The 23,022-nt window shown below is 69.0% G+C and carries 19 protein-coding genes; 18 read left to right on the top strand and 1 reads right to left on the bottom strand.

All coding sequences use genetic code 11. The annotated features are described in order from the left end of the window. The first annotated feature begins 143 nt into the window (after positions 1-143). The 4 genes from tig to IF11_RS0116590 all read left to right on the top strand — a co-directional run bounded on the left by tig (position 144) and on the right by IF11_RS0116590 (position 4,357). A complete protein-coding gene (gene tig, locus IF11_RS0116610; RefSeq protein ID WP_030352384.1) occupies positions 144-1,568 on the top strand; it encodes a trigger factor in 1,425 nt (474 codons plus the stop codon). A gap of 343 nt (positions 1,569-1,911) precedes the next feature. Further along, the gene (locus tag IF11_RS0116600) at positions 1,912-2,517 is read left to right on the top strand and encodes an ATP-dependent Clp protease proteolytic subunit (protein ID WP_030352383.1); all 606 of its coding nucleotides are present in this window, start codon (positions 1,912-1,914) and stop codon (positions 2,515-2,517) included. Positions 2,518-2,563: 46 nt separating this feature from the next. After that, positions 2,564-3,238, top strand: coding sequence for an ATP-dependent Clp protease proteolytic subunit (locus IF11_RS0116595; RefSeq protein WP_030352382.1), 675 nt, complete (start codon positions 2,564-2,566; stop codon positions 3,236-3,238). Between the two features lie 144 nt (positions 3,239-3,382). After that, positions 3,383-4,357: an ATP-dependent Clp protease ATP-binding subunit ClpX gene (locus IF11_RS0116590; protein WP_030352381.1), complete on the top strand. Its 975-nt coding sequence runs from the start codon at positions 3,383-3,385 to the stop codon at positions 4,355-4,357. 97 nt (positions 4,358-4,454) lie between these two features. Here IF11_RS0116590 and IF11_RS0116585 read toward each other — a convergent pair whose 3' ends face one another. Then, positions 4,455-5,417, bottom strand: a complete 963-nt coding sequence (locus IF11_RS0116585) for a hypothetical protein (protein ID WP_030352380.1) — start codon at positions 5,415-5,417, stop codon at positions 4,455-4,457. 136 nt (positions 5,418-5,553) lie between these two features. Here IF11_RS0116585 and IF11_RS0116580 point away from each other — a divergent pair, with 136 nt between their 5' ends. The 14 genes from IF11_RS0116580 (at position 5,554) to IF11_RS43205 (ending at position 23,008) form a co-directional block, all read left to right on the top strand. Further along, entirely contained in the window at positions 5,554-8,175 is a 2,622-nt protein-coding gene (locus tag IF11_RS0116580; protein WP_030352379.1) for a valine--tRNA ligase, read from the top strand. Positions 8,176-8,299: 124 nt separating this feature from the next. Next, complete coding sequence (gene folC, locus IF11_RS0116575; RefSeq protein WP_030352378.1) at positions 8,300-9,814, top strand: bifunctional tetrahydrofolate synthase/dihydrofolate synthase; 1,515 nt, start codon at positions 8,300-8,302, stop codon at positions 9,812-9,814. A gap of 5 nt (positions 9,815-9,819) precedes the next feature. Beyond that, positions 9,820-10,173 carry a DUF4233 domain-containing protein gene (locus tag IF11_RS0116570; RefSeq protein ID WP_030352377.1) on the top strand — a complete coding sequence of 118 codons (354 nt, stop codon included), beginning with the start codon at positions 9,820-9,822 and terminating at the stop codon, positions 10,171-10,173. 65 nt (positions 10,174-10,238) lie between these two features. Then, on the top strand, positions 10,239-10,652 hold the full coding sequence (gene ndk / locus IF11_RS0116565) for a nucleoside-diphosphate kinase (RefSeq protein WP_030352376.1): 414 nt from the start codon (positions 10,239-10,241) through the stop codon (positions 10,650-10,652). Between the two features lie 248 nt (positions 10,653-10,900). Then, positions 10,901-11,920 (top strand): rod shape-determining protein, encoded by a 1,020-nt coding sequence (locus IF11_RS0116560; protein WP_030352375.1) that lies wholly within the window; start codon positions 10,901-10,903, stop codon positions 11,918-11,920. A gap of 128 nt (positions 11,921-12,048) precedes the next feature. Further along, positions 12,049-13,095: a rod shape-determining protein MreC gene (gene mreC, locus IF11_RS0116555; RefSeq protein WP_030352374.1), complete on the top strand. Its 1,047-nt coding sequence runs from the start codon at positions 12,049-12,051 to the stop codon at positions 13,093-13,095. 11 nt (positions 13,096-13,106) lie between these two features. Next, positions 13,107-13,775, top strand: a complete 669-nt coding sequence (mreD, locus tag IF11_RS0116550) for a rod shape-determining protein MreD (protein WP_030352373.1) — start codon at positions 13,107-13,109, stop codon at positions 13,773-13,775. Between the two features lie 88 nt (positions 13,776-13,863). Beyond that, the gene (gene mrdA, locus IF11_RS0116545) at positions 13,864-16,032 is read left to right on the top strand and encodes a penicillin-binding protein 2 (protein WP_030352372.1); all 2,169 of its coding nucleotides are present in this window, start codon (positions 13,864-13,866) and stop codon (positions 16,030-16,032) included. Positions 16,033-16,035: 3 nt separating this feature from the next. Further along, positions 16,036-17,235: a rod shape-determining protein RodA gene (rodA, locus tag IF11_RS0116540; protein WP_030352371.1), complete on the top strand. Its 1,200-nt coding sequence runs from the start codon at positions 16,036-16,038 to the stop codon at positions 17,233-17,235. A 65-nt stretch (positions 17,236-17,300) separates the two neighbouring features. Continuing rightward, the gene (locus tag IF11_RS0116535; protein ID WP_030352370.1) at positions 17,301-18,860 is read left to right on the top strand and encodes a CYTH and CHAD domain-containing protein; all 1,560 of its coding nucleotides are present in this window, start codon (positions 17,301-17,303) and stop codon (positions 18,858-18,860) included. 53 nt (positions 18,861-18,913) lie between these two features. After that, entirely contained in the window at positions 18,914-20,839 is a 1,926-nt protein-coding gene (locus IF11_RS0116530) for a TIGR03960 family B12-binding radical SAM protein (RefSeq protein ID WP_030352369.1), read from the top strand. An 83-nt stretch (positions 20,840-20,922) separates the two neighbouring features. Further along, positions 20,923-21,456 carry a GNAT family N-acetyltransferase gene (locus IF11_RS0116525; protein ID WP_030352368.1) on the top strand — a complete coding sequence of 178 codons (534 nt, stop codon included), beginning with the start codon at positions 20,923-20,925 and terminating at the stop codon, positions 21,454-21,456. 258 nt (positions 21,457-21,714) lie between these two features. Continuing rightward, positions 21,715-22,497 carry a TIGR03936 family radical SAM-associated protein gene (locus IF11_RS0116520; RefSeq protein ID WP_030352367.1) on the top strand — a complete coding sequence of 261 codons (783 nt, stop codon included), beginning with the start codon at positions 21,715-21,717 and terminating at the stop codon, positions 22,495-22,497. Between the two features lie 232 nt (positions 22,498-22,729). Continuing rightward, positions 22,730-23,008, top strand: a complete 279-nt coding sequence (locus IF11_RS43205; RefSeq protein ID WP_425315193.1) for a hypothetical protein — start codon at positions 22,730-22,732, stop codon at positions 23,006-23,008. Positions 23,009-23,022 lie beyond the last annotated feature (14 nt).

The following is a 23,022-nucleotide window of genomic DNA, read 5'->3' as shown; positions in this document are numbered from 1 at the left end:
GGCGCTTCCCGCTTGCGGTTACTATGCAAGCTGAGTGCCCGTGTGTCTGAAGAGTCTCTGAGGAACCGGGCCGATCCGCTGGATCGCGCCGTACCGCGGCGGACCGGCAGAACCCAAGAATCAGCCACCAAGGAGACCGAACCGTGAAGAGCGCCGTGGAGACCCTGAACCCGACCCGGGTTCGGCTCACTGTCGAGGTGCCCTTCGAGGAGCTCAAGGACAGCCTCGACGCGGCGTACAAGAAGATCAACCAGCAGGTCACGGTGAAGGGCTTCCGCAAGGGCAAGATCCCGGCCCGCGTCATCGACCAGCGGTTCGGGCGTGGTGCCGTGCTGGAGGAGGCCGTCAACGACGCCCTCCCGAAGTTCTACACCGACGCTGTCAATGAGGGTGAGCTCAATGTCCTCGGCCAGCCCGAGGTCGACATCACCGAGCTCAAGGACGGCGAGCTGCTGGCCTTCACCGCCGAGGTGGACATCCGCCCGGTCATCGAGATCCCGGACTACTCCGGTATCGAGGTCACCGTCGACTCCATCGAGGTCAGCGACGAGGACGTCGACAAGTCGGTCGAGCAGCTGCGCGACCGCTTCGCGTCCACCAACCCGGTCGAGCGCGCCGCCGCCGAGGGCGATGTCGTGACGATCGACCTGGAGGCCAAGGCCGACGGCGAGGTGCTGCCCGACGGTGTCGCCACCGGCGTGCAGTACACCATCGGCTCCGGCGAGCTGCTCGACGGCATCGACGAGGCCGTCACCGGCCTGGAGGCCGGCGGCGAGGCCACCTTCACCTCCGAGCTGAAGGGCGGCGCCGCCGAGGGCAAGGCCGCCGAGGTCACCGTCAAGGTCACCCAGGTCGCCGCCCGTGAGCTGCCCGAGCTGGACGACGAGTTCGCGCAGATGGCGAGCGAGTTCGACACGCTCGACGAGCTGAAGGCGGACAGCCGCAAGCGCCTGGAGAGCAGCAAGCAGTACGACCAGGCCACCCAGGCCCAGGAGCGCGTCCTCGACGAGCTGCTGAAGCTGGCCGAGGTGCCGATCCCCGAGAAGCTGCTCGCGGAGGAGATCAACACCCGCAAGCACAACCTGGAGCACCACCAGCTCGGTCAGATGGGCCTCGACCTCGCGAAGTACCTGGAGATCCAGGGCAAGACCGAGGAAGAGTTCGACGCCGAGACCAAGGAGCAGGCGGAGAAGGGCATCAAGACCCAGTTCATCCTGGATGAGCTGGTGAACAAGGAGAAGCTGAACGTCAACCAGGAGGAGCTCACCGAGCACCTCATGCGGCGCGCGCAGTCCTCCGGCATGTCCCCCGACCAGTTCGCCCAGGCGGTCGTCGAGGGTGGCCAGGTGCCGATGCTGGTCGGCGAGGTCGCCCGCGGCAAGGCGCTCGCGGTGGTCGTCGAGGCCGCCAAGGTGACCGACACGAACGGTGAGATCGTCGACCTGGACGACGAGGACGACGACGAGGCCGCCGAGACCGTCGAGGCCGCCGACTCCACCGAGGCCGTCGAGGCCGACACCAAGGCTGAGGACAAGGCCGAGGAGAAGGCCGACAAGAACGAGGCCTGAGCCGTCTCGCTCTGAACGCCAGGACGGGCCCCGGACGCACCACGCGACCGGGGCCCGTCCTGTCCGCCCCGGAGCCGTAAGGCCCCCCGGAGCCGCGCAGCGCGCCGACGGCGCCAGGGGTGGCACCGGGGGCCGGGAGAGGGCCAACAGGCCCGCTCAGGGCCGTACGGAGCCCCAACTGCCTTGCGCTCCCAGCGAACAGCCACGGAAGCGGGATGGCCCGCGCCGACCAGCGCGTTAGGGTCCATGAATACGAGGGCAGGGGAGTCTCCCGTCCCCGGTACGAAGACGCTGAGACGGCCGCAGCCGTCAGAGACGAGCAGGTGTATACGTGACGAATCTGATGCCTTACGCCGCCGGTGAGCCGTCCCTCGGTGGTGGCCTCGGCGACCAGGTCTACAGCCGGCTGCTCGGAGAGCGGATCATCTTCCTCGGCCAGCAGGTCGACGACGACATCGCCAACAAGATCACGGCGCAGCTCCTCCTCCTCGCGGCCGAACCCGAGAAGGACATCTACCTCTACATCAACAGCCCCGGTGGCTCGGTGACCGCCGGTATGGCCGTCTACGACACCATGCAGTACATCCCGAACGACGTGGTCACCATCGGTATGGGCCTCGCCGCTTCGATGGGCCAGTTCCTGCTGACGGGCGGCACCGCCGGCAAGCGCTTCGCGCTGCCGCACACCGACATCCTCATGCACCAGGGCTCCGCGGGCCTCGGCGGCACCGCCTCCGACATCAAGATCCAGGCCGAGCAGCTGCTCCGTACGAAGAAGCGCATGGCCGAGATCACCGCGCGCCACACCGGCCAGACGGAAGAGGCGATCATCCGCGACGGTGACCGCGACCGCTGGTTCACCGCCGAGGAGGCCAAGGCCTACGGCATCATCGACGAGATCATCTCCGCTGCTTCGGGTGTTCCGGGCGGCGGCGGTACCGGGGCCTGAGATCACCAGCCCCGACCAGCCGGCCCAGCCCACCGAACGCCACAGGATGGTGAACACCCACATGAACAACTACTCCGCGAGCGGCCTCTACACCGGCCCGCAGGTGGACAACCGTTACGTCGTCCCGCGCTTCGTGGAGCGCACCTCGCAGGGCGTGCGTGAGTACGACCCGTACGCGAAGCTCTTCGAGGAGCGCGTGATCTTCCTCGGGGTGCAGATCGACGACGCCTCCGCCAACGACGTCATGGCGCAGCTGCTCTGCCTGGAGTCGATGGACCCGGACCGCGACATCTCGATCTACATCAACAGCCCCGGCGGCTCGATGACGGCGCTCACCGCCATCTACGACACGATGCAGTTCGTGAAGCCGGACATCCAGACCGTGTGCATGGGCCAGGCCGCCTCCGCCGCCGCCGTCCTGCTCGCCGCCGGCACCGCCGGCAAGCGACTGGCGCTGCCGAACGCACGCGTGCTCATCCACCAGCCGTCGAGCCAGACCGGCCGGGAGCAGCTCTCCGACCTGGAGATCGCGGCCAACGAGATCCTGCGGATGCGCGCCCAGCTCGAAGAGATGCTGGCGAAGCACTCGACGACGCCGATCGAGAAGGTCCGCGACGACATCGAGCGTGACAAGATCCTGACCGCCGAGGACGCGCTCGCGTACGGCCTGGTCGACCAGATCGTGTCGACCCGCAAGACCACGGCCGCTGCGGCCGCCTGACACACCCGGCGCCCTTGGCGCGGTCCCACGACCACGTGAACCGCGCCAAGGGGGGCCCGAACGGGGGCCCGGGCAAGGTACCGTCGGATATGAGGCACAGGAGCCGCTGAACCAGGCTGCTCCCAGGCGAAGGGGAAGCACCTCGTGGCACGCATCGGTGATGGCGGCGATCTGCTCAAGTGCTCGTTCTGCGGGAAGAGCCAGAAGCAGGTGAAGAAGCTCATCGCAGGTCCCGGTGTGTACATCTGCGACGAGTGCATCGACCTCTGCAACGAGATCATCGAGGAGGAGCTCGCGGAGACCTCCGAGGTGCGGTGGGAGGAACTGCCCAAGCCGCGCGAGATCTACGAGTTCCTTGAGGGGTACGTCGTCGGGCAGGAGCCCGACGAGATCGACAAGGTCGCCCGCAAGAGCGAGAACCCGTCGATCACCCGCGATGTCTCCGGCGAGGGCGTCCAGCAGGCCCTGCTGAAGATCCTGGAAGGCACCACCGCCTCCGTACCGCCGCAGGGCGGCCGGAAACACCCGCACCAGGAGTTCATCCAGATCGACACGACGAACGTGCTCTTCATCGTGGGCGGCGCCTTCGCCGGCCTGGAGAAGATCATCGAGTCGCGCGCGGGAGCGAAGGGCATCGGCTTCGGCGCGACGATCCGTTCGAAGCGCGAGATCGAGGCGAGCGACCAGTTCCAGGAGGTCATGCCGGAGGACCTGGTGAAGTTCGGGATGATCCCGGAGTTCATCGGCCGGCTGCCGGTCCTCACCTCCGTCCACAACCTGGACCGCGAGGCCCTTCTCCAGATCCTCGTCGAGCCGCGCAACGCGCTGGTGAAGCAGTACCAGCGGCTCTTCGAACTCGACGGTGTGGAGCTGGACTTCGACCGCCCGTCCCTGGAGGCCATCGCCGACCAGGCGATCCTGCGCGGCACGGGCGCGCGCGGTCTGCGCGCCATCCTCGAAGAGGTGCTCCAGTCGGTGATGTACGAGGTGCCGTCCCGCAAGGACGTCGCCCGGGTCGTCATCACGGCGGAGGTCGTCCGCGACAACGTGAACCCGACGCTGGTCCCGCGCGAGCCGCGCATCGTGAAGAGCGACGGCCGCCACGAGAAGTCCGCGTAGCGGTCCGCGTACGCGAAACAGACAGAGGGGCGCCCGGCCGGTCCAACCGGCCGGGCGCCCCTCTGCCGTACGCGTGACGTCCATTACTTGATCTCGACTACTTGATCTCGACGCGAACCTCGTTGCGCAGCTTCGCGGCCTGCGCGGCGGCCTCGTCCAGCGTCATGCTCTTGCCGGTGAGGATCGCCGCGGCGTCGCTCGACACGACGTAGACCACGGTGCTGTGGTCGCCCCAGATGCACATCGGCATCGTGAAGGAGCCGGGACCCGCGCTGCTGCCGGCGGCCTCGGTCATCTTGAACTTCATTTCCTGGCACTTCATGACGCCGTTGTCGAAGCCGTCCGGCGTGAACTCCTTCGGCTCGCCGACGAGTTCGATGCTCTCGTCGCTGCCGTCGGACGAGGTGGAGTTCTTCTTCGACTCGGCGAACATCGCGTCGATGACCTTCTCCGGGTCGTCGATCTGACCGTAGACACCGTTGAACTGGAGGGACTTCTGCGTGGCGCCCTTCCCGGCGTTGTAGGCGGAGCCGACGGCCGTAGGGTCGTTGACTCCCCACTTCTTGGCCTCCTCGGCGTCGCTCTTGGTCATGGTGTTGCCGTCCGACTCCCCGGACTTCTCGTACGCGCCGTCGAGCACCGACTCCGGCGTCGTCAGCTTGTACTTCTTGCCGTCGTCCGCGACCGAGCCGCTGCCGCCGCCCACCAGGAAGTAGGCGCCGCCCGCGATCACCGCCAGCGCCAGCACGGACGCGCCGACTATCAGGCCCGTGTTCTTCTTGGGGGCCGGGCCCGGAGGGGGCGGGTACTGGCCGCCGCCGTAAGGGGGCTGCTGGCCGTACGGGGGCTGCTGGGGCTGCTGGCCGTACGGGCCCGGCTGCTGCGGGTAGCCGTACCCCTGCGGCGGCTGCGGGGGGACGCCCTGCGGGGGCTGCTGTGGGTAACCGTAGCCGGGCTGCGGCGGCCCCTGCGGCGGCTGCTGGCCGTAAGGACCTGGCTGGCCGTACGGTCCGGGCTGCTGAGGCTGCCCGCCGTACGGGCCCGGCTGGTTGTAACTCATGTGCTGTCCCCTGTTAGATGTTTATGCGTTCCGAACATCCTGGCGGAAGAGCCAGTGACCGCGGTCACCCGGGGCCGCACCGTTACCGAACTATCCCGTTTCAGTACGGGGCCGTGACACCTCTAAACTGTGCCCCGTGACCGAGAACACTCAGCAGCAGCCAGCCAGCAACCCCGAACTGCCGACCCAGTACGTTCCGGCCGAGGTAGAGGGGAAGCTGTACGAGCGCTGGGTAGACCGCGGTTACTTCGAGGCCGACGAGAAGAGCGGGAAGCCGCCGTTCACCGTCGTCATCCCGCCGCCGAACGTCACCGGCAGCCTCCACCTCGGGCATGCCTTCGAGCACACGCTCATCGACGCCGTCACCCGCCGCAAGCGCATGCAGGGTTACGAGACGCTGTGGCAGCCCGGCATGGACCACGCGGGCATCGCCACCCAGAACGTCGTCGAGCGCGAGCTCGCCAAGGAGGGCAAGTCCCGGCAGGACCTGGGGCGCGAGGCGTTCGTCGAGCGTGTCTGGAAGTGGAAGGGCGAGTCCGGCGGGCAGATCTCCGGGCAGATGCGCCGGCTCGGGGACGGGGTCGCCTGGTCGCGTGAGCGGTTCACCATGGACGAGGGGCTGTCCAAGGCCGTCCAGACGATCTTCAAGAAGCTCTACGACGACGAGCTGATCTACCGCGCCGAGCGCATCATCAACTGGTGTCCGCGCTGTCTCACCGCGATCTCCGACATCGAGGTGGAGTACCAGGACGACGACGGCGAGCTGGTCTCGCTGAAGTACGGCGAGGGCGAGGACTCCGTCGTCGTCGCGACCACCCGCGCCGAGACGATGCTCGGTGACACGGCCGTCGCCGTCCACCCCGACGACGCGCGGTACGCGCACCTCGTCGGCAAGCGGATCAAGCTGCCGCTCACCGACCGTACGATCCCGGTCGTCGCGGACGAGCACGTCGACCCCGAGTTCGGCACGGGCGCCGTCAAGGTGACCCCGGCGCACGACCCGAACGACTTCGAGATCGGCCGCCGCCACGACCTGCCGAACATCACGGTCATGGACGAGCGCGCCGTGATCACCGTCCCGGGCCCGTTCGAGGGGCTCGACCGGATGGAGGCGCGCAGCGCCATCGTCGCCGCGCTGCGGGCCGACAGCCGGATCGTCGCCGAGAAGCGCCCGTACACCCACTCCGTCGGGCACTGCTCACGCTGCAAGACGACCATCGAGCCGCGGCTGTCCATGCAGTGGTGGGTCAAGGTCGAGCCGCTGGCGAAGGCCGCCGGGGACGCGGTCCGTGACGAGAAGGTCGCGATCCACCCGAAGGAGATGGAGCCGCGCTACTTCGCGTGGGTCGACAACCTCCGTGACTGGTGCATCTCGCGGCAGCTGTGGTGGGGCCACCGCATCCCCGTCTGGTACGGCCCCAACGGCGAGATGGTGTGCGTCGGTCCCGACGACGAGGCGCCGGCCGGCGAGGGCTGGACGCAGGACACGGATGTCCTGGACACCTGGTTCTCGTCGGGACTGTGGCCGTTCTCCACGCTGGGCTGGCCCGAACAGACCCCCAGCGTCGAGAAGTTCTATCCGAACTCGATCCTGATCACCGGCTACGACATCCTCTTCTTCTGGGTCGCCCGGATGATGATGTTCGGTCTGTACGCGATGGACGGCACGCCGCCGTTCAGCACGATCGTGCTGCACGGCATGGTCCGTGACCAGCTCGGCAAGAAGATGTCGAAGTCCTTCGGCAACGCGGTCAACCCGCTGGACTGGATGGACAAGTACGGCTCCGACGCGGTCCGGTTCACCCTGGCCCGCGGTGCCAACCCGGGCATCGACGTGCCGATCGGCGAGGACTGGGTCCAGGGCTCCCGGAACTTCGCCAACAAGATCTGGAACGCCACGCGCTTCGCGATGATGAACGGCGCGACCGTCGAGGGCCCGCTGCCCGACGCGGCCGAGCTGTCCGCCACCGACCGGTGGATCCTGTCGCGGCTGAACGCCGTGGTCGCGGAGGTCGACGCGTACTACGAGGACTACCAGTTCGCGAAGTTGTCGGACTCGCTCTTCCACTTCGCCTGGGACGAGGTCTTCGACTGGTACGTGGAGCTCTCCAAGACCACGTTCATCGAGGGCGGCGAGGCGGCGAAGGTCTCCGGACGGGTCCTCGGCGAGGTCCTCGATGTCACCCTGCGCCTGCTGCACCCGGTCGTCCCCTTCGTCACCGAGACGCTCTGGACCACGCTCACCGGCAAGGAGTCGGTCGTCGTCGCCGACTGGCCGGCCGACAGCGGGTTCCGTGACGCGGCGGCCGAGCGGGAGATCGAGCATCTCCAGCAGGTGATCACCGAGGTCCGCCGGTTCCGTTCCGACCAGGGGCTCCAGCCCGGCCAGAAGGTCCCGGCGCGGCTGGACCTCACAGGTACGCCGCTGGCCGCGCACGAGGCGGCCATCCGGCAGCTGCTGCGCCTCCAGCCGGAGGGTGAGGGCTTCCACGCCACCGCGACGCTGCCGGTCGAGGGGGCGACGGTCGCGCTCGACCTGTCGGGCACGATCGACGTCGAGGCGGAGCGCAAGCGCCTGACGAAGGACCTCGGCGCGGCGGAGAAGGAGAAGGCGCAGGCGACGGCGAAGCTCGGCAACGAGGCGTTCCTCGCCAAGGCCCCCGACAATGTGGTCGAGAAGATCCGTGGCCGGCTCGCCAAGTCCGAGGCGGACATCGAGCGGCTGACCGCGCAGCTGGCGGGCCTGCCCCAGGGCTGACCCTCTACGAGCACACGACAGCGGGGCCCCTGCCACCCGGCCGGGGCCCCGCTGTCGTACCTGGACAGGACCGAGCCGGGGGCGCGGGGCGACCGGTGTCGGTGGCGCTCCGTAGACTGGTCGCGTGAGCGAGCACCGTCCTTCCGACCAGCCCGGCGAGTACGACGAATTCGATGAGATCGTCGACGCCGCGACCGACCGAGACCCCGACCTCGCGGTGATCGAGGCCGGCAGCCGTACGCTGCGCGCCCAGTCCGGGCCCGCGCAGGACGACGGCGTCCCGGCACGCCCCGAGGACCCGGAGGTGGACAAGGCGCTGCGCGCCGTCGAGCAGGAGCTGGCGGGCCGCTGGGGCGAGACGAAACTCGACCCGTCGGTCGTCAGGATCCAGGGTCTGATGGATGTGCTGGGCGATCCCCAGCGCGCCTATCCGTCGATCCACATCACCGGCACCAACGGCAAGACCTCCACGGCCCGCATGATCGAGGCGCTGCTCGGCGCGTTCGATCTGCGGACCGGCCGGTATACGAGCCCGCATGTCCAGTCCATCACCGAGCGGATCAGCCTGGACGGCGCCCCGATCTCCGCCGAGCGGTTCATCGAGACGTACCAGGACATCAAGCCGTACGTGGAGATGGTCGACGGCTCGCAGGAGTACCGGCTCTCCTTCTTCGAGGTGCTGACCGGCATGGCGTACGCCGCCTTCGCGGACGCGCCGGTGGACGCCGCCGTGGTCGAGGTCGGCATGGGCGGCACCTGGGACGCGACGAATGTCATCGACGCCACCGTCGCCGTCGTCATGCCGATCGATCTGGACCACACGGACCGGCTCGGCTCGACTCCTGGCGAGATCGCCGTGGAGAAGTCAGGGATCATCAAGCCGGGTTCGACGGTCATCCTGGCGCAGCAGCCGGTGGACGCCGCGCAGGTGATGCTGAAGAAGGCCGTCGACGTGGACGCGACGGTCGCGCGCGGGGGCATGGAGTTCGGTGTGGTCGCCCGCGAGATCGCGGTCGGCGGCCAGCTGCTGACGCTGCGCGGTCTCGGCGGTGAGTACGAGCAGATCTTCCTCCCGCTGTACGGCGCGCATCAGGCGCAGAACGCGTCGGTGGCGCTCGCCGCCGTGGAGGCGTTCTTCGGGATCGGCGCGCAGCACGCCCGCCGGCTCGACATGGACACGGTCCGCAAGGCGTTCGCCTCGGTCTCCTCGCCCGGCCGCCTTGAGGTCGTACGGCGCTCGCCGACGGTGGTGCTGGACGCGGCGCACAACCCGGCCGGGGCCCGTGCCGCGGCCGATGCCCTCACCGAGTCGTTCGGCTTCAGCCGGCTGATCGGGGTGGTGGGTTCCAGCGACGGCAAGGACGTCCGCGGGGTGCTGGAGGCCCTGGAGCCGATCTGTACGGAGATCGTCGTCACGCAGAACTCCAGCTTCCGCGCGATGGGCGCGGACGAGCTGGCGGCCGTCGCCGTCGAGGTCTTCGGGGATGACCGCGTCCAGGTCGAGCTGCGCCTCGATGACGCGCTGGAGGCGGCGATCACGCTCGCCGAGGAGGAGTCCGAGTTCGCGGGCGCCGGGGTCCTGGTCACCGGCTCGGTGATCACGGTCGGCGAGGCCCGGCTGCTGCTGAGGAGGCGCTGAATCCCATGCGTACGCTCTGTGCGTCCACACTGATCGGTGAGTTCTTCGTGATCGGCTTCGCCGGTCTCGTCGCCATGAAGTCGGACGATCTGTCGGTCGGGACGATCTGGACGGTCTGCGGTATCGCGATGCTGCTGTCCGTTCTGCTCTGCGGGCTGATCACCCGTCCGGGCGGTGTCCAGCTGGGCTGGGCGCTTCAGATCGCGCTGGTCGCCAGCGGTTTCGTGGTGCCCGCGATGTTCGTCCTCGGCCTGATCTTCGCGGCCCTGTGGGGCGCCTCGGTCCACTTCGGACGGCAGATCGACGAGGCGAAGGCGCGCTGGGCCGAACAGTCATCGGCAGAGGCTGACGCTGCGTGATCGACGGTGTGGTATGCCCTGTAGCCTCTGAGGGCCCGCATCCCGTAGTAGAAGGAGCCCGCACAGTGAGCCAGCGCACGCTTGTCCTGCTCAAGCCCGATGCCGTACGCCGCGGCCTGGTCGGCGAGATCGTCGGCCGTATCGAGCGCAAGGCCGGCTGGACCATCAGCGCCATGGAGCTGCGCACGCTCGACCAGGACACGCTGGAGCAGCACTACGGCGAGCACAAGGGGAAGCCCTTCTACGAGCCGCTGGTCGAGTTCATGGCCTCCGGTCCGGTCGTCGCGCTGGTCGTCGACGGCGAGCGGGTCATCGAGGGCGTTCGCGCGCTCGCCGGTCCGACTGACCCGATCGCCGCAGCGCCGGGGTCCATCCGGGGGGACTTCGGGACCATCGTCCGGGAGAACCTGATCCACGCTTCGGACTCCGAGGAGTCCGCCATTCGGGAACTTAAAATCTTCTTCCCGGGACTTTCCTGACCGCGTGTCAGCCAAACGGAGCTGATGGCCTGGGGCGACCGAAGGAATTCGGTCGCCTTTGGGCATATCTAAGCCACTTTCGGGAACGCATCGGACCGACACTTCGTCACCCTTACTGAGGTGGGCCACCGCGCCGTCGTCCTTGCGACGGCACTACGATGGAAACCTCCAAGCCACAGCACCCACCTCGCCATCCTGAAAAGCCATCAACGCTTGGGAAGGCCAGACGCATCCTCATGGGGAACAACATGTCGTTCATCGGCCGTGACATGGCTGTCGACCTCGGGACCGCCAACACGCTGGTGTACGTCAGAGGCCGGGGGATCGTACTCAACGAGCCGTCCGTCGTCGCCATCAACACCAACACCGGCGGTATTCTCGCGGTCGGCGCCGAGGCAAAGAAGATGATCGGCCGGACGCCGGGCAACATCGTTGCCGTCCGGCCGCTGAAGGACGGCGTTATCGCCGACTTCGAAATCACCGAGCGCATGCTGCGCTACTTCATCCTGAAGATCCACAAACGACGCTATCTGGCGCGTCCGCGGGTCGTCGTCTGTGTGCCCTCCGGTATCACGGGCGTTGAGCGCCGCGCCGTGATCGAGGCGTCCACCCAGGCCGGCGCGCGCCAGGTGCACATCATCGAGGAGCCCATGGCCGCGGCCATCGGCTCCGGACTCCCCGTCCACGAGGCCACCGGCAACATGGTCGTGGACATCGGCGGCGGTACGACCGAGGTCGCCGTGATCTCGCTCGGCGGAATCGTCACAGCACAGTCCATCCGGGTCGCCGGCGACGAGCTGGACAACGCGATCATCCAGCACATCAAGAAGGAGTACTCGCTCCTGCTCGGCGAGCGGACCGCCGAGAGCATCAAGATCACCATCGGTTCCGCATACGACCTCGACAAGGACGAGCACACCGAGATCCGCGGGCGTGACCTGGTCTCCGGGCTGCCGAAGACCGTGGTCATCTCCGCCGCCGAGGTACGCAAGGCCATCGAGGAGCCGGTCAACGCGATCGTCGACGCGGTCAAGACCACGCTCGACAAGTGCCCGCCCGAGCTGTCCGGCGATGTGATGGACCGTGGGATCGTGCTCACCGGCGGCGGCGCCCTGCTGCGCGGTCTCGACGAGCGGCTGCGTCGTGAGACCGGCATGCCGATCCATATCGCCGAGGATCCGCTGGATTCCGTGGCGCTCGGATCCGGCAAGTGTGTCGAGGAGTTCGAGGCGCTCCAGCAGGTGCTGGACGCACAGCCCCGCCGGTGACGGAAGAGTCCCCGTCCCCCTGGCGCTCCGGCCCGGGGGGACCTCCGGCAGGGGCCTCGACCTCTCGCGCGGCGGATCGTTGATATACCCGCAGAATCATTCCTACGAGGAAGGCACGGCCGCCGCACGTGAGGGACACACGAGAGAGCCGTTTGCTCCTGGTGCTGCTGATCGCCATCGCGTTCGCACTGATCACGGTGGATATCCGCGGTGGTCAGGATTCCCCGGTCGAGGGCGCGCGGCACGCCGCGGCGACAGTCTTCGGTCCGGTGGAGAACGGTGTCGCGTCCGCGGTCAATCCGGTGGGCAATGCCATAGGAGCGGTACGGGATTCCGGTGCGCGGCACAATCGCATCGCCGTGCTCCAGAAGGAGAACACCGAGCTGAAACAGCGGCTCGGCAGTGACGACCGCAATCGCAGCCGGGTACGCGAACTGGACAAGATGCTCGCGAAGGCCGGCGCCGGTCAGTACGGAATCAAGGGCGCCGAGGTCATCGCCATAGGAGCGGCCCAGGGATTCTCCTGGACGGTGACGATCGATATCGGTGCCAACGACGGCATCACGCGCGATATGACCGTGCTCAATGGTGACGGACTTGTCGGTCGTGTCACGACCGTCGGCCCGAGCACCGCGACCGTACTGCTCGCCAATGACCCGGACTTCACCGTCGGCACCCGGATGGAGAGCAGCGACGAACTGGGCTTCGCCACCGGCCAGGGCGACCGTCCGCTCTCCGTCCAGCTCCTCAACGGCAAGGCCAAGATCAAGAAGGGCGACCGGCTGGTCACCTTCGGGTCCAGCAAGGACCGGCCGTTCGTGCCGGGCGTCCCGGTCGGCGAGGTGGTCCAGGTCGACCCGTCCGGCGGTGATCTGACCCGGACCGTGTACGTGCGCCCCTTCGTCGGCTTCACCAAGCTCGACCTCGTCGGCGTCGTCGTGGAGGCTCCCCGGCAGGACCCGCGCGACACGGTCCTGCCGCCCAAGTCGCGGCCCACCCCGACGCCCACCGTCACTGTCACGGTCGCCCCGTCGCCCAACGCCAACACCGAGGTGAACGGCGAGGCCGACACCGGCAATCCGGACCCCAACGCCCGTCCGAACGCCAACGCCAATCCGGACCCGAACGCCAATCCGGATCCCAACGCCAACGGCCAAGCAGACGACCAGGAGTAGGGCTGATCCCCATGCGCTTCAACCGGATTCTGCTCTCGGCCACGCTGGTCGTGGTCGCCCTCGTCATCCAGGTGTCCGTACTCGCCAGACTCCAGCTCCCCGGCGCCGTCCCCGATCTGATGCTCCTCGTCGTCCTCGCCCTGGCCTTCGTGTACGGCCATGTGGGCGGCGCGCTCATCGGCTTCGGCGCCGGACTGCTGGCCGATCTGGCGCCGCCCGCCGACCACGCCGCCGGCCGCTACGCGCTGGTGCTGTGCGTGATCGGCTATCTGGCCGGGCTGGCCCGTCCCGAGAAGGGCCAGATGAGATCGGCGTTCGTGCCGATGGCCGTGGTCGTCGGCGCGGCGCTCGGCTCGACCCTGCTGTACGCGGCGGTCGGCGCGCTCGTCGGTGACACCTCCGCCCGCCATGTCGGTCTGGCCGGACTGCTGTTCACCGCCGCGGTCTACGATCTGCTGCTGGCGCCGTTCACCGTCCCGCTGATCATGTTCCTGGCCAGACGCGCCGAGAACGATCCGCTCGCCGAGACCCAGAGCAGCGGCGGCGCCGATGTCGCCTCCGGCTGGACCACCACCGGCACCGGCCTGCGGATCGGCGGCCAGCGTGGCGGAATGCGGCTCAGGGCCGCCCGTAACCGCGCGGCGCGGGCCGGACGTATCAAGGGGGTCAAGCGACTGTGACTCCGCATCACCCGCCGGCCGTCGCGCGGAGGCCCGCGCGTCCGGCCGGCCACGCACCGTCCGGCCGTACCGTCCGTGGGGGATCGCAGTGAGCAATATTCCGGAGACCGGGCGGACACCGCGGGTCCAGATCCGGCTCGTCATCATTCAAGTCCTCGTCTTCTCGCTGCTCCTCACCCTCGGCGGCCGGCTCTGGTACCTCCAGGTCCGCAACGGCCAGGAGTACACGGACGAGGCCAAGAACAACCACGTACAGCAGGTCGTCCAGCCGGCTGTCCGCGGCTCGATCCTCGACTCCCGCGGGATCCCGCTCGCCGACAACGAGACCCGGCTCGTCGTCTCCACCAGCCGTACCGAGCTGATGAAGATGAAGGACAAGGGCGTGGCCGTCCTGACCCGGCTCGCCGACGTCCTCGACATGAAGCCCAAGGACGTCATGGACAAGGTCAGGCTCTGCGACTCGAAGACCCCCAAGCCCTGCTGGAACGGTTCGCCCTATCAGCCGATCCCGGTCACGGACGAGGCCACCACCCAGCAGGCCCTCCAGATCCGTGAGCGCGCCGAGGACTTCCCCGGCGTCACCGCCGAGCCCACCGCCGTACGCCGCTACACCGCGCCGGGACTCGCCAACACCGCTCAGGTACTCGGCTATCTCTCGCCCGTCACGGACGAGGAGATCACCAAGGCCCAGAACAGCGACTCGCCGTACCTCCGCTCCGACCAGGTCGGCCGCTCCGGACTGGAGCGCACCTACGACAAGCAGCTGCGCGGCAAGGCCGGAGTCACCCGGTACGAGGTCGACAACCTCGGCCGCGTCATCGGCCAGGCCCGCAACGACGAGGCCGAGCCCGGCGCCAATGTCGTCACGTCGATAGACGCGCGCGTGCAGGCCGTCACGGAGTACGAGCTGAACGAGGCGATGAAGGCCGCCCGCAAGGAGATGGACCGCAACACCAGCGAGCACTACAAGGCGGACTCCGGCGCCGCGGTGGTCATGGAGGCGAAGACCGGCCGGGTCGTCGCGATGGCCTCCCTGCCGACGTACGACCCCAACGCCTGGGTCGGCGGCATCTCCGCCAAGGAATACGCCAGGCTCACCGGCAAGAAGTCCAACTTCCCGCTGCTGAACCGAGCCATCCAGGGCCAGGCCGCGCCCGGCTCGATCTTCAAGGTCGTCTCGTCGACCGCCGCGGTCAACGCCGGATACAAGTTCAACGGCAACTACCCCTGCCCCAGTTCGTACAGCGTCGGCGGCCAGGTCTTCCAGAACTTCGAGTCCAGGGGCTACGGCAGCATCACCCTCGGCAAGGCCCTCGAAGTCTCCTGCGACACCGTCTTCTACGGCATCGCGCACAAGGAGTGGCAGAAAGACGGCGGCATGAAGCCGAAGCACCCCAACGACTGGTTCTACAAGACCGCCCATCAGTTCGGCCTCGGCAAGGAGACCGGCATCGACCTCCCCAACGAGGTCACCGGACGTATCCCGGACCGGCAGTGGAAGCAGAGCTTCTGGGAGGCCAACAAGGTCAGCTGGTGCCAGCAGGGCAAGAAGGGCGGCACCTACGTCGAGAAGATCGCCTACGAGGGCTGTCTCGAAGGCAACCGGATGCGCGCCGGTGACTCCGTCAACTACTCGATCGGCCAGGGCGACACGCTCGTCACCCCGATCCAGATGGCCACCATCTACTCGGCCATCGCCAACGGCGGCACCCTCTACAACCCCGTGGTCGGCAAGGCGATCGTCAGCGCCGACGGCAAGCGGGTCGAGGAGATCGCGCCCAAGTCGCACGGCAAGCTGCCGACGCAGGGCAGGACACTGGAGCAGATCAACGAGGCCCTCGCGGCGGTCACGACCACCGGCTCCGCCGCCTGGCGCTTCGGCGGCTGGCCGCAGGACAAGATCCCGATGCACGCCAAGACGGGTACGGCCGAGGTCTACGGCAAGCAGACGACCTCGTGGTTCGCCTCGTACACCGAGGACTACACGATCGTCATGACGATCTCGCAGGGTGGTACCGGCTCCGGGGCCTCGGGGCCCGCCGTGCGAAAGATCTACGAGGCGATGTACGGGCTGAACGCCAAGGGCGACCAGGACCTCAGCAAGGCGCTGATGCCCGAGCCGCGCAAGGAACTGCCCGAGATCCAGTCGGACGGTTCGATCGACGCGCCGAAGATCAGGCCGTACGAGCCGGTGAAGGAAACCCCGGACGAGCAGACGCTGGCGGGCCCGCCCGCCACGTCCACGCGGAGGGACTGAGCGATGGCCGGCACAAGTGGCTTCTCGGTCTCCGGATACGGTCCGGAGCGCGGGACCTGGGCCAGGCTCGTGGCCCGTGACTCGATGGCGCGCAGACTCGACTGGCCGCTGCTCTTCTCGGCGCTGGCCCTGTCGCTGATCGGCTCGCTGCTGGTCTGGTCGGCGACCCGTAACCGCACCCAGCTGAACCAGGGCGATCCGTACTACTTCCTCCTGCGCCATCTGCTCAACACCGGTATCGGGTTCGCCCTGATGATCGGCACGATCTGGCTCGGGCACCGCACCCTGCGCGGCGCGGTCCCGGCGCTGTACGGGCTCTCCGTCGTCCTGGTCCTGCTGGTCCTCACCCCGCTCGGCGCGACCATCAACGGCGCCCACGCCTGGATCGTGATCGGCGGCGGCTTCACCCTCCAGCCCTCCGAGTTCGTGAAGGTCACGATCATTCTGGGCATGGCGGTCATGCTGGCGGCCCGGGTGGACGCCGGGGACCTGATCCATCCGGACCATCGGACGGTCGCGAAATCCCTCGGCCTCGCGGTCGTCCCGATGGCCATCGTCATGCTGATGCCGGACCTCGGCTCGGTGATGGTCATGGCCGTCATCGTGCTCGGCGTACTGCTCGCCTCCGGCGCCTCCAACCGCTGGATCATCGGCCTGATCGGCGCGGGAGCGGCGGGCGCCGTCGCGGTCGCGGCGCTCGGCGTGCTCGACGAGTACCAGATCAACCGCTTCGCCGCCTTCGCCAACCCGGAGCTGGACCCGGCGGGCGTCGGCTACAACACCAACCAGGCGCGGATCGCCATCGGCTCCGGCGGACTCACCGGCACGGGGCTCTTCCACGGCTCCCAGACCACCGGCCAGTTCGTGCCCGAGCAGCAGACCGACTTCGTCTTCACGGTCGCGGGCGAGGAGCTGGGCTTCGTCGGCGCGGGGCTGATACTGCTGCTGCTCGGCGTGGTCCTGTGGCGCGCCTGCCGGATCGCCCGGGAGACGACCGAGCTGTACGGCACGATCGTCGCCGCGGGGATCATCGCCTGGTTCGCGTTCCAGTCCTTCGAGAACATCGGGATGACGCTCGGGATCATGCCGGTGGCGGGTCTGCCGCTGCCGTTCGTCTCGTACGGCGGCACCGCCATGTTCGCCGCGTGGATCGCCGTCGGACTGCTCCAGTCGATCCGGGTGCAGCGGCCGATAACGGCATGATCCAAACGAGCGGCCCTAGCTCCCAGGGGCTGCCCAAGGGCAGCCTCTGGGACTAAATTCGGTACATGGCGGACACAAAGCGAGAGATCGAGCGCAAATACGAACTTCCCGCGCCCTCCGACGCCCATGAACCGTCCGGACTGCCGGAACTCACCGGGGTGAAGGGGGTCGCGTCCGTCCGCGCCCGGGGCGTCGTCGAGCTGGACGCCGTCTACTACGACACCGCGGATCTGCGCCTCACCGCGGGCCATGTCACGCTGCGGCGCCGCACGGGCGGCGGCGACGAGGGCTGGCATCTGAAGTTCCCGGTCTCCACCGGCATCCGTGACGAGATCAGGGCGCCGCTGGCCGACACCCTTCCGGACGAACTCGCCGCGCTGGTCCGCTCGCGGGTACGGAGCGCCGGGCTGGTCCCCGTCGTACGGCTGATGACCTCGCGCGATGTTTTTCATCTGCTCGACGCGAAGGGCACGCTGCTCGCCGAGGTGAGCGTGGACGCCGTACGCGCGCGGCGCCTCACCGGGGACACCGGCGGCGAGGACGCGGGGACCGCCTCCTGGACCGAGGTCGAGGTGGAGCTGGGCGACGACGCCGATCCCGCGATCCTCGACGCGGTGGAGAAGAAGCTCCGCAAGGCAGGTCTGCGCCCGGCGTCCGCCGCGTCGAAGCTCGCCAGGGCACTGGCGGAGACGGCGCCCGGCGGGCCCGGTCCGGCCGCCGCACCGGCGAAGGGCGGGCCGCGCGGCGCCGGGGACCACATCCTGGCCTATCTGCGCGACCAGGCCGACGCGATCATCGCCCAGGACCCCGCCGTACGCCGCGATCTGCCGGACTCCGTGCACCAGCTGCGGGTCGCCACCCGCCGGATGCGCTCCGCCTTCCGTACGTACCGCGGGATCCTCGACCGGTCCGTCACCGACCCGGTCGCCGAGGAGCTCCAGTGGGTCGCGACGGAGCTCGGCGTCGACCGCGACCACGAAGTCCTCGACGAGCGCCTGAGCTCCCGCATCGACGCGCTGCCCGTGACGCTGCTCCTGGGGCCGGTGCGCGGCCGGCTCCAGGCCTGGGACGCCGCCCAGCGGGCCGGGTCCCGCAGCAGGACCGTCGCCGTACTCGACAGCGAGCGGTATCTGACCCTGCTGGACACGCTCGACGGCCTGCTCACCGCGCCCCCGCTGCGGCCGGACGCGGCGCGGCCCGCCGCGAAGGTGCTCCCCAGGGCGATCCTCAAGAACTACGAGCGCCTGGCCGGCCGGGTCGGCCAGGCGCTGGCGCTCGCGCCGGGCGAGGAACGCGACCTCGCGATGCACAACGCCCGCAAGGCCGCCAAGCGCGCCCGCTACGCCGCCGAGGCGGCCCGCCCCGCCCTGGGCAAGGCGGCCAAGCGCTTCGCCAACCGCATGAAGGCCCTCCAGACCGCGCTCGGCGACCACCAGGACAGCGTGGTGGCCCGCGAAGCCCTCCGCGATCTCGCGGTCCAGGCCCACGCGGCGGGCGAGTCCGCGTTCACCTGGGGCCTGCTGTACGGCGAGGAGGAGGCCCAGGGCGAGCGCCGTGAGCGGGAGCTGCCGGGCCTGTGGGAGGAGGCGTCCGACCCCCGCTTGCGGGCGGATCTGACCGGGTGACCACCGGGGTAGGCTGAATGGTCACCTCTGTCAGTCCACGAAAGATCGCCGTGATGCCTGCCGAATCGGTCTTCCCGCAGCTCGAAGCCCTGCTCCCGCATGTGCAGAAGCCGATCCAGTACGTCGGTGGTGAACTCAACTCCACGGTCAAGCCGTGGGACTCCACCGATGTCCGCTGGGCGCTGATGTACCCGGACGCTTACGAGGTCGGGCTGCCCAACCAGGGCGTCATGATCCTCTACGAGGTACTGAACGAGCGCGAGGGCGTGCTCGCCGAGCGTACGTACAGCGTCTGGCCGGATCTCGAAGAGCTGATGCGCGAGCACAACGTCCCGCAGTTCACCGTGGACAGCCACCGGCCGGTCGGTGCCTTCGACGTCTTCGGGCTGAGCTTCTCCACCGAGCTGGGCTACACCAACATGCTCACCGCCCTGGACCTCGCGGGCATCCCGCTCGCGGCCCGGGACCGTACCGTCGACCACCCCATCGTGCTCGCCGGCGGCCACGCCGCCTTCAACCCCGAGCCGATCGCGGAGTTCATCGACTGCGCGGTCATCGGCGACGGCGAGCAGGCCGTGCTGGAGATCACCGAGATCATCCGGGCCTGGAAGGCGGAGGGCCGCCCCGGAGGGCGCGAGGAGGTCCTCTTCCGGCTCGCGAAGACCGGCGGGGTGTACGTCCCCGGCTTCTACGACGTCGAGTACCTCCCGGACGGCCGTATCGCGCGCGTCGTACCGAACAAGTCCGGCGTCCCGTGGCGGGTGTCCAAGCACACCGTGATGGACCTCGACGAGTGGCCGTACCCGAAGCAGCCGCTCGTCCCGCTCGCCGAGACCGTCCACGAGCGGATGTCCGTGGAGATCTTCCGCGGCTGCACGCGCGGCTGCCGGTTCTGCCAGGCGGGCATGATCACCCGCCCGGTGCGCGAGCGCAGCATCACCGGCATCGGCGAGATGGTCGAGAAGGGGCTGAAGGCGACCGGCTTCGAGGAGGTCGGTCTGCTCTCGCTCTCCTCCGCCGACCACAGCGAGATCGGCGACATCGCCAAGGGGCTCGCGGACCGCTACGAGGAGGACAAGGTCGGCCTGTCCCTCCCGTCCACCCGCGTCGACGCGTTCAATGTCGATCTGGCCAACGAGCTGACCAGGAACGGCCGCAGGTCCGGTCTGACCTTCGCCCCCGAGGGCGGCTCCGAGCGGCTGCGCAAGGTCATCAACAAGATGGTCTCGGAGGAGGACCTGATCCGTACGGTCTCCACCGCGTACGGCAACGGCTGGCGGCAGGTGAAGCTGTACTTCATGTGCGGTCTGCCCACCGAGACCGACGAGGACGTCCTCCAGATCGGCGACATGGCGGTCAAGGTCATCGCCGAGGGCCGCAAGGTGTCGGGCCAGAACGACATCCGCTGCACGGTCTCGATCGGCGGGTTCGTACCCAAGCCGCACACCCCGTTCCAGTGGGCGCCGCAGCTCGGCGCAGAGGAGACCGACGCCCGGCTGGAGAAGCTCCGCGACAAGATCCGGGGCGACAAGAAGTACGGCCGCTCCATCGGCTTCCGCTACCACGACGGCAAGCCCGGCATCGTCGAGGGCCTGCTCTCGCGCGGCGACCGGCGCGTCGGCGCGGTCATCCGCGCGGTGTACGAGGACGGCGGCCGGTTCGACGGCTGGCGTGAACACTTCTCGTACGACCGCTGGATGGCCTGCGCGGAGAAGACGCTGCCGGAGCTCGGCGTGGACGTCGCCTGGTACACGACGCGCGAGCGTACGTACGAGGAGGTCCTGCCCTGGGACCACCTGGACTCCGGTCTCGACAAGGACTGGCTCTGGGAGGACTGGCAGGACGCGCTCGACGAGACCGAGGTCGAGGACTGCCGCTGGACGCCGTGCTTCGACTGCGGTGTCTGCCCGCAGATGGACACCGAGATCCAGATCGGCCCCACGGGCAAGAAGCTGCTGCCGCTCACCGTCGTCAAGTAGCGGCGGCCGCGACGGCGTGCGGGGCGCGCCCGGCGGCGGTTCGTCCGTGGCCGGGTGGCGCCGCGCGCCTGCACAATGGGCTGATGCCGCAGTTCATCGCGCCTGACACCCGGATCCATGTCTCCTTCCTGGACGCCATGAAGGAGTTCACCGAAGAGGGCGCGGGCGAACGCTCGTTGCTCCTGCACGAGATGGAGGAGTTCGGCGGGACCTGGCACCGGCCCGAGGTCTTCGCCGCGTATGTGGCGCGGCTCAACGCCGAACCGCTGGAGGAGACCCCGCGGATCGAGGGGTGGGTGCCCAACACCACCCTCTGGTACGTCGAGGGCGAAACCTTTCTGGGACGTCTCGCCATCCGCCACCGGCTCAACCCGTTCCTGCGTGAGCTGGGCGGCCATATCGGCTATGCCGTACGTCCCACCGCGCGGCGGCAGGGCCATGCGACCGCGATGCTCACCGCGTCCCTGCCCGTCGCCCGTGCCATCGGCCTCGAATCCGTCCTGGTCACCTGTGACACCACCAACCTTCCGTCGCGGAAGGTGATCGAGGCGGCCGGCGGGGTGCTGGAGGACCAGCGCGGCGGAAAGCTCCGCTACTGGATCCGGACGGACGGCTGAGGCGTCCGGGCTCCGGCGGGGCGGACCCCGCCCGTACGAGGGTGGGGAACCGTGGGAGGGCCGTACGCGTACTCTGGGTAGTACAACGATCGTCCCCGGCGCGGACCCCGCACCCGAGATCTCCCCGCGAAAGCGGGGCTGACCGGGATCCGGGGCCACCCCCACGTCCGAGGGCGGCGCGTCACCGCGTACCGCCCGCACCGAGGAGAAGAACCACTGGGCAAGCGACAGCCCGAAGGCCCGCCGCCCGCACCGGCGGTGCAGCGCATCCGACTGCGCTACACCAAGCGCGGCCGCCTCCGGTTCACCAGCCACCGTGACTTCCAGCGCGCCTTCGAGCGGGCGCTGCGCCGTGCCGAGGTGCCCATGGCGTACTCGGCGGGGTTCACCCCGCATCCGAAGGTGTCGTACGCCAATGCCGCACCCACCGGCACGGGCAGTGAGGCCGAGTTTCTGGAGATCGCCCTGGTGGAGGTGTGCGACCCGGACAAGCTGCGTGAGCTGCTCGACGAGTCGCTGCCGGCCGGCCTGGACATCATCGACGCTGTCGAGGCACGTACATCGGGGCTCGCCGACCGGCTGACCGCTTCCGTATGGGAGCTGCGGCTGGACGGCGTGCGGCCGGAAGAGGCCGGGCACGCCGTGGCCGCCTTCCTGGCCGCCGAGGCGGTAGAGGTCGAGCGCCGTACGAAGAACGGTCTGCGGACCTTCGACGCACGGGACGCCGTGGCCGCGCTGGAGGTGGCTCGTCCACAGCCTGATAGGCCGGGGGACGGGCCCTGTGCGATACTGCGGCTGGTTGTTCGGCACGTGACACCTGCCGTGCGACCCGACGACGTCCTGTCCGGTCTCCGAGCTGTGGCCGACCTGGCGCCGCCGGTCCCCGCAGCGGTGACCAGGCTGGCGCAGGGGCTCTTCGACGAGGAGTCCGGAACGGTGACCGATCCGCTCGCGCCCGACCGCGAGGCAGCCCGGCCCGCCCCACCCATGGCCGCCGGACCCGCCGCCGCGAAGGCGCCGGAAGGTGCGGGTACCGCGTAGGGCGGTCGTTGTAGCGCAGCCCTGGGACTCGGGAGCCACCTGGGTCGGGCGGCGCACTGACCAGAAGACTTTCGCCAGGCCGTACGTACATCGCGTAGGGAACCGGCGAGCCAGACATAACAGCTCCCGTGCGGCGCCCGCGCCCCGGACGGCGGCATTCGCGCATCGCGCGAGCCGCGGCCGGACCGGAATCAGGCGTGGCGCCCGGGAGCGTGACGGGAGAACCGCCCGCATGCTTGAGCCCACTGAACCCGGTACCCCCGGGGACACCAACGAAGAGAACAACTCACCCAGCGATACGCTGCCGCCGCGCCGCAGGCGCCGCGCCGCGTCCCGCCCGGCGGGACCGCCCGCCGCTGCCGCGGGGGCCGAGGACGCCACGAGCGTCACGGAGACCGTCGCGCAGGCCGTACCGGCCGCCGAGGCCGCGGGGGCGGCAGCGAGCGACGGTACGGGTGTGACGGAGGAGCCGGTGGCCGCGCCGCGTGCGCGGCCCCTGCTCCTGAGGTGACCGTCGAGGCTGCT

It is taken from the genome of Streptomyces scopuliridis RB72 (assembly GCF_000718095.1).
GTDB lineage: Bacteria > Actinomycetota > Actinomycetes > Streptomycetales > Streptomycetaceae > Streptomyces > Streptomyces scopuliridis.
Note: the sequence above shows the minus strand (reverse complement) of the source record. Positions and strands in the feature narration are given on the sequence as shown.